The organism is Actinomadura sp. 7K534 (genome assembly GCF_004348575.1).
GTDB classification, from domain to species: domain Bacteria; phylum Actinomycetota; class Actinomycetes; order Streptosporangiales; family Streptosporangiaceae; genus Spirillospora; species Spirillospora livida.
Genome location: NZ_SMKB01000324.1, coordinates 1 through 6,715 on the forward strand (window position 1 = coordinate 1; position 6,715 = coordinate 6,715).

The 6,715-nt window shown below is 73.1% G+C and carries 6 protein-coding genes and 1 pseudogene; 2 read left to right on the forward strand and 5 right to left on the reverse strand.

Annotated features, from left to right (window positions below):
• Positions 1–468: DUF5954 family protein (locus E1266_RS38505; protein ID WP_207946092.1), on the forward strand; the 468-nt coding region annotated here is incomplete at its 5' end.
• A 292-nt stretch (positions 469–760) separates the two neighbouring features.
• Here E1266_RS38505 and thiI read toward each other — a convergent pair.
• The 5 genes from thiI to E1266_RS34295 all read right to left on the reverse strand — a co-directional run bounded on the left by thiI (position 761) and on the right by E1266_RS34295 (position 5,872).
• Positions 761–1,990: a tRNA uracil 4-sulfurtransferase ThiI gene (gene thiI / locus E1266_RS34275; protein ID WP_132054269.1), complete on the reverse strand. Its 1,230-nt coding sequence runs from the start codon at positions 1,988–1,990 to the stop codon at positions 761–763.
• A gap of 102 nt (positions 1,991–2,092) precedes the next feature.
• Positions 2,093–3,118, reverse strand: coding sequence for a 6-phosphofructokinase (locus tag E1266_RS34280; protein ID WP_132054271.1), 1,026 nt, complete (start codon positions 3,116–3,118; stop codon positions 2,093–2,095).
• Positions 3,119–3,304: 186 nt separating this feature from the next.
• The gene (locus E1266_RS34285) at positions 3,305–3,943 is read right to left on the reverse strand and encodes a response regulator transcription factor (RefSeq protein ID WP_207946093.1); all 639 of its coding nucleotides are present in this window, start codon (positions 3,941–3,943) and stop codon (positions 3,305–3,307) included.
• A 62-nt stretch (positions 3,944–4,005) separates the two neighbouring features.
• Complete coding sequence (locus tag E1266_RS34290) at positions 4,006–5,166, reverse strand: DUF5931 domain-containing protein (RefSeq protein WP_132054273.1); 1,161 nt, start codon at positions 5,164–5,166, stop codon at positions 4,006–4,008.
• A complete protein-coding gene (locus tag E1266_RS34295; RefSeq protein ID WP_132054275.1) occupies positions 5,153–5,872 on the reverse strand; it encodes a lysophospholipid acyltransferase family protein in 720 nt (239 codons plus the stop codon). The genes E1266_RS34290 and E1266_RS34295 overlap by 14 nt, the downstream gene beginning before the upstream one ends.
• Positions 5,873–6,285: 413 nt before the next feature.
• Between E1266_RS34295 and E1266_RS39730 the strand changes: the two are divergent.
• A pseudogene (locus E1266_RS39730) lies at positions 6,286–6,715 on the forward strand (hypothetical protein); the annotation flags it as partial.

Consider the following 6,715-nt stretch of genomic DNA (forward strand, 5'->3'; position numbering starts at 1 on the left):
GACCTGGACACCGACCCCGGCCGCCGCTTCGAACTGCTGCCCGAGGACGGCCCCGCCTCCGACCTCGCCACCGCCGAACTCCTCTGCCAGGTCCTCGACGCGGCCGCGGCGGACGGCAGCGAACCGTCCGGCGCGTTCCTCACCCCCGTCGCGCTCGCCCCCGCGTTCACCGTCGCCGAACGCAGCGAACGGCGCTGGCGCCCGGTCGGACGGCTCCACGACACCCCGCGCCAGGCCCGCGACTCCCTCGTCACCTACTTCCGCCACGTCGTACCCGCCGTGGAGAACCCCGGCGACGCCGACCTCGCCCAGTTCACCGAGGCCGCCGACCTGATGGAGGACGACACCCGCCGCAACGGCATCGCCGTCGCCGGCCGCCGCTTCCGCATCGTCCGCGTGGAACGCATCACCCTGATGAGCCCGATAGGCCCGGAACCCCCACGCCCCACCGATTTCGATGCTCATTAGTCCAGGGGGGCGACCCCCTGGAACCCCCGTCGCGAGCCGGTCGATCCTCACGCCACCGTTGCGGGCTGGCTTGACCGTGCGGGGCGTGTGGGTGTCGCTGCGGTCGCCCGGCTCGGCGGGTCGTGCGACTTCCGCTCGCTGCACCCGCTCCAGCCGCACGCCCCGTGAGTGATCATTTATGTCGGTGAGGGTGTGTCATCGCCTAAAGGAAGCGACCCTGAAACGCCCGTTTCTCCCCGGTCGATCCTCACGTCACTGTTTCCCGTGGCGTTTTGGGTGTGCTGCATGTGGACTAGCTTGGGTCGGCGTAGGTGGGGCGGTGTTCTTGGGCCGATTCGGCTAGTTGGTCGGCCAGTTCTCCGGCGTCCAGGCGCTTTTCCAGCTGGCGGAGGTCGTCGATCTTGGCCTTGGTCTCGGCGCGGCGCGGGGCCAGGACGGTGCAGCAGTCCTCGTCGGGGAGCTCGGAGATCGTCAGGGTGCGGATGCGGCGGGCCTGGTCCATGATCTCGACCTTGTCCATGCCGACGAGGGGGCGCAGGATCGGCAGGTCGACGGCGTCGTCCAGCGCGGTGATGTTGGTCAGGGTCTGGCTGGACACCTGGCCGAGCGCGTCGCCGGTGATCAGGGCGGTGCCGCGCAGGCGGCGGGCCAGGAGCTGGCCGGTGCGGAGCATCAGCCGGCGCTGGGCGATCACCGCGAGGCGGTCGGCGCCCGACGTCTTGATCTGCTGCTGCGCCTTGCCGAACGGGACGACGAACAGCCGCGAGCCGCCCTGGAACTTGTCCAGCTCGCGGACCAGCGCGTACGCCTTGTAGATCGACTCCGGGCCGGTGAACGGCATGCCGGAGAAGTGCAGGTAGTCGACGCGGAGGCCGCGGCGCATCATGCGGTACGCGGCGACGGGCGAGTCTATGCCGCCCGACATGAGCACGAGGGCGCGGCCGCTCATGCCGACGGGCAGGCCGCCCTGGCCGGGCAGGCCGCCGGAGTACACGAACACCTCGTCGCGGTCGACCTCGATCGACAGCGTGTGGTCGGGGTTCTTGAGGCGGACGGGCTGGCCGTAGCGGTCGGTGATGAGGGTTCCGATGTGCCGGTCGAGCTCGGTGGAGGTCATCGGGAACCGCTTGTCGCGGCGGCGGGACCGGACGGCGAACGTGCCGGTGCGCCCGTCCATCAGCTCCAGCGCGGCGCGCTCGACGCTGGCGACGTCCTTGCCGACGAGCCACGCGCGGTGCGCCCACACGATGCCCATGACGTCGGTGATCCGCTGCGCGACGCGGTCCATCGTCGCCAGGTCGGCGTCGTGCTTGCGGACGATGAAGACGCCGTGGCGCCGGATCACGTCCACGCGGGCGATGGGGCGGACGGCGGTGCGCACGTTGTCGGCGAGCCGCCGCTCGAACTGCTCGCGGTTCTTGCCCTTGAGGACGACCTCGCCCAGTTTCAGCAGCACGCACGGCTCGCCGTCGACCGGCGGCTTCTGCCGGACGTCCGCCGGCGCGGCGTCGAGCGTGGTCATGGGGGATCCTCCCGGCGGGAACAGGTCTGAAGGGACTTCTTAGTGTTGCTCAGAGAAGCCAACGCCGCGACCCGGATTCACTGTTCCCGCCGGGGAGAGCGGTCAGCCGAAGAAGACCTCGGCCTCGGCGTAGCGCTCCAGCGGGACGGTCTTCAGCTCCTTGGTCGCCTCGTCGAGCCCGACCCGGATGATGTCGGTGCCCTGCAGCGCGACCATCTTGCCGTAGTCGCCGTCGCGGACGGCGTCGATCGCCTGCAGGCCGAAGCGGGTCGCGAGGACGCGGTCGAACGCCGTGGGGGTGCCGCCGCGCTGTATGTGCCCGAGCACCGCGGCGCGGGCCTCCTTGCCGGTCCGCTTCTCGATCTCGTCGGCGAGGGCCTGGCCGATGCCGCCGAGCCGGACGTGCCCGAACGCGTCCTTCTCTCCCGTCTGGAGCTGCATCTGCCCCTCGGCCGGGTGGGCGCCCTCGGCGACGACGATTATCGGCGCGTACCGGGTCTTGAACCGGGACTCGACGTACCCGACGACCTTGTCTATGTCGAACGGCCGCTCCGGGATGAGGATGACGTTGGCGCCGGCGGCCATCCCGACGTGCAGCGCGATCCACCCCGCGTGCCGGCCCATGACCTCGCAGATCAGCGCGCGGTGGTGGCTCTCGGCGGTGGTGTGCAGCCGGTCGACGGCCTCCATGCCGATGTTCACCGCGGTGTCGAAGCCGAAGGTGTAGTCGGTCGCGTTGAGGTCGTTGTCGATCGTCTTCGGGACGCCGACGACGTTGACGCCGTTCGCGTACAGCTCGCTCGCGACGCCGAGGGTGTCCTCGCCGCCGATGGCGATCAGCGCGTCCACGCCGAGGCCGGCCAGGTTGTCCTTGATCCGCTCGACGCCGCCGTCGACCTTGATCGGGTTCGTCCGGGACGAGCCCAGGATCGTCCCGCCGCGCGGCAGGATGCCGCGCACCGCCTGGACGTCGAGGGCCACGGTGTCGCCTTCGAGGGGCCCGCGCCAGCCGGCCCGGAAGCCCACGAACTCATAGCCGAAGACCTGGACGCCCTTGCGCACGACCGCGCGGATCACCGCGTTCAGGCCGGGGCAGTCACCGCCTCCGGTCAGCACTCCGACGCGCATGCCGTCTCCTTCTCCCGCCACCGGGCTCCTCCCTCGATTCACATGGCCAGACTAGCCACCCGGTCCCCACCGGCCGGCGCATTCACCGACCGCTCCGGCGTGGCGCCATTGGTCTAGACCATAGCCCCTCGGCGGCGTGCACCGCACGTTGTCGCCGAGGGTCGGCGAAGGCCGCGGCACCGCCCCCTAGCCCTCCTGGTCGAGGCCCTTCTCGATGGCGTAGCGGACGAGTTCCACGCGGTTGTGGAGCTGCAGCTTGCCGAGGGTGTTCTGCACGTGGTTCTGCACCGTCCGGTGGGACAGGACGAGCCGCTGCGCGATCTGCTTGTACGTCAGGCCCTTCGCGACGAGCCGCAGGACCTCCGTCTCGCGCTCGGTCAGCCGCGGCGCGTCGTCGTCTTCGCGGGACGGTGCGCCGGCGAGCCTGCGGTACTCCCCGAGCACCAGCCCGGCCAGGCCGGGGGTGAACACGGCGTCGCCCTCGCCGGTGCGCCGGACCGCGTCCAGGAACTCCTCGCGCGCCGCGGACTTGAGCAGGTAGCCGGTGGCGCCCGCCTTCACCGCCTCCAGGACGTCCTGCTGCTCCCCGCTCGCCGACAGCACCAGGACGCGCACGGGCGGGTCGGCGGCGGCCAGGTGGCGGGTCACCTCCACCCCGCTGATGTCGGGGAGCTGGAGGTCGACCACGGCGACCTGCGGCCGCGCGGCGGCGGCGACGCGGACCGCGGCGCGCCCCTCCCCCGCGGTCGCGACCACGTCGTGGCCGGCCTCGGCGAGGTCGCGGGCGACCGCCTCACGCCACATCGGGTGGTCGTCCACGACCATGATCCTCAAGGGCACGTCACTCACGGCCTCACCCTAAGCCGACATACCGCCCCGCCGCCCGCTCAGCGCGGCACGGTCATCTCGATCTCCGTGCCCTCGCCCTCGGCCGTGCAGATCGCGACCTCGCCGCCGAGGTCGGCGACGCGGCCGCGGATCGACTGCGCGACGCCGAGCCGGCCGGCCGCCGCTGCCTCGTCCAGCCGCCCGGCGGGCATCCCCGGCCCGTCGTCGCGGACGCTGACGGTGATCTCGGCGGGGCCGTCCTCCAGCAGCACCCACGCGCGGGCGCCGGGGCCGCCGTGCCGCCGGACGTTGTCCAGCGCCGCCGCGACCGCCGCCTCGACCTCTCGGGCGGCGTGCGCGGGCAGCCGCACCTCCGTCGCCGGCGTGGACACGGTGACGGACGGGGAGGCGTGGCCGGTCAGCAGCGGGCGGAGGTCGACCCCCGCCCCGGCGTCCGGCTCCGCGGCGGGCGCGGACGGGCGGCTGCCGATCAGGGACCGCAGCGCCGCCTCCTGCTCCCCCGCCAGCCGGCCCAGCTCCGCCGCCTCGCCGCCCAGCTCCCCGCCGCGCCGCTGCACCATCGCCAGGACCTGCAGCACGGAGTCGTGGATGCGGCGGGCCAGCCGCTCCCGTTCGCGGGTGGCCGACTCCAGCTCCACGGCCCGCGCCAGCCGCGCCTCCGCCTCCAGCGCCAGCCGGACGACGTGGCCGACGACGAGTCCGGCGAGGAGCAGCAGCACGATCCCGTTGAAGGTCGTGGAGCCCATCCCGCCGGTCGTCCCCGCGACGGCGTGCACCAGCAGGTTCGCGGCGGACAGCGCCAGCGCCGCCGCGACGCCGAGCCGGCGGCCGCCCGCCACCGCCCACGACAGCACCGCCGCCGCCACCCACGACACCGGCAGCGTCGGGCGCCCGGCGGCGATGTTGGCGGCGGTCTCCACCCACGCCGTCGCCAGCAGGCACCCGGCCGCGACCGCGAGGTCGGCGGCCAGCAGCAGCCGCCCGCGCCGGCGCGGGTCGGCGAAGGCCCGCACCGCGTACGCCGTCCAGGCCGCCATGACGCCGAGGACGGCCCAGCCGCCCGCCGGATGCGCGTAGCCCCCGGAGTTCATCGCGATCACGACCGCGGCGTAGCAGAGCGCGAGGCCCCGGTAGACCGCGACGGCGCGCCACAGCGCGGCCTCCAGCCCCAGGCCCGGCTCCCTCTTACTCGTCGTCATCCGCCACTGGGCGCGCGCTCTTGCCGGCCAGCTCCGCCTTCACCTCGGCGGCGTAGCGGTCGACGTACTCCTGGCCCGACAGCTTCTGGATCGCCCGCATGATCTCGTCGGTGATCTCCCGCAGGACCTCCTTGTCGTCCTCGCGGCCGTAGTAGCGGGAGAAGTCCATCGGCTCGCCGAACCGGACGCCCGGCCGCACGCCGAGCCGCGGGAGCGTCCTCCCGGACGGCATCAGCTCGAACGTGTTGATCATCGCCATCGGGATCACCGGGACCCGCGACTGCAGCGCCAGCCGCGCCACCCCGGTCTTGCCGCGGTACAGCCGGTTGTCGGGGGCGCGGGTGCCCTCCGGGTAGATGCCGAGCAGCTTGCCCTCCGCGAGGATCCGCAGCCCGGTCTGCAGCGCCGCCTCGGCGGCCGACCCGCCGGTCCGGTCCACCGGCACCACGCCCACCCCGGTCATGAACCCCTTGCTGATCAGCCCTTTGATCCCCTTGCCGGTGAAGTACTCGCCCTTGCCGATGAAGATGATCGGCCGCATCAGCGGCAGCGGCCCGAAGAAGTGGTCGGCGAACGACAGGTGGTTGCTCACCATCAGCGCGGGGCCGCGCTTGGGGACGTTCTTCATCCCGCGGTTCCGCGGCCACCACCCGAGGTACAGGATGGGCGAGAGAACGATCCGGAGCAGGATCCAGAACCAGAGCATGCGGGGACCTTCCTCGGACCGCGTGCCCCCGGGTGAGCACGACCGGTCCCTGCCGACGGGAGATGATGGGACATCTTCCCACTCCCCGTCCCAACGATCTACCGGCCGGTACGGCATCGGCCGCGGGCACCGGGCGCGGCTCGGTCCGCGGCTCGGTTCAGGGGCGGCCCGGCCGCGTTCGCGGGCGATGCGTCCGGGGCCGCCGAATGAACGTAGGCTCTGAACGTAAATCTCAATCGGGTGCGCCCGGGGGGCTTGTTCCGGGCGTCGCAGCGAATACCGTGGGACACACGTTTCAGGGTGTCCGGGAGTGCCGCCGCGAGCCGGCGGTGCCGCCGGGCACATGTCGATGGGGGAGCGGAGGCCGTCATGCCGGTGCTGCCGGTCACGCGGGAGTCGAAGGAGCCGGCCCCTTGAATCGCCGTGGCAATGGACTGTCGGCCGACACCTACGCCCCGCTGGTCGACCTCGCCCCGCACCTGGCCGACGCGATGCTGGCGGCGCTCGGCGAGGCCGGGGTGGCGGCGTACGCGACCTCGCCGTCCGGGCTGCCCGACCTGCCCGGTCCGGCCGGCCCGTCGGGCGACCCGGTCGCGGGCGACGTCCTCGACCGGCTGTACGTGGACGTCGACATGAAGCCGGCCGCCGAGGGCATCCTGCGCGCCCACCTCGCCCGGTTGCGCGACCCCTCCGCCCGCGGCACGGAGGCCGAGCGCACCGAGACCGACCTCGCCGACCCCCGCGACCTGGGCGACCCCCGGGACGCCGCCGAGTCCCGCGACCCCGCCGCCGCCCGGGAGACCGCGGCCCCCCGCGACACCGCCGAGCCGCGCGACGCCGACC

Excerpts from the sequence above, each read along its gene's own strand:
- thiI (WP_132054269.1), bottom strand. The coding sequence starts at position 1,990 with ATGACCACGCTCGACGCCGCGCCGGCGGACGTCCGGCAGAAGCCGCCG.
- E1266_RS34280 (WP_132054271.1), bottom strand. The coding sequence starts at position 3,118 with ATGCGCGTCGGAGTGCTGACCGGAGGCGGTGACTGCCCCGGCCTGAAC.
- E1266_RS34285 (WP_207946093.1), bottom strand. The coding sequence starts at position 3,943 with ATGGTCGTGGACGACCACCCGATGTGGCGTGAGGCGGTCGCCCGCGAC.
- E1266_RS34290 (WP_132054273.1), bottom strand. The coding sequence starts at position 5,166 with ATGACGACGAGTAAGAGGGAGCCGGGCCTGGGGCTGGAGGCCGCGCTG.
- E1266_RS34295 (WP_132054275.1), bottom strand. The coding sequence starts at position 5,872 with ATGCTCTGGTTCTGGATCCTGCTCCGGATCGTTCTCTCGCCCATCCTG.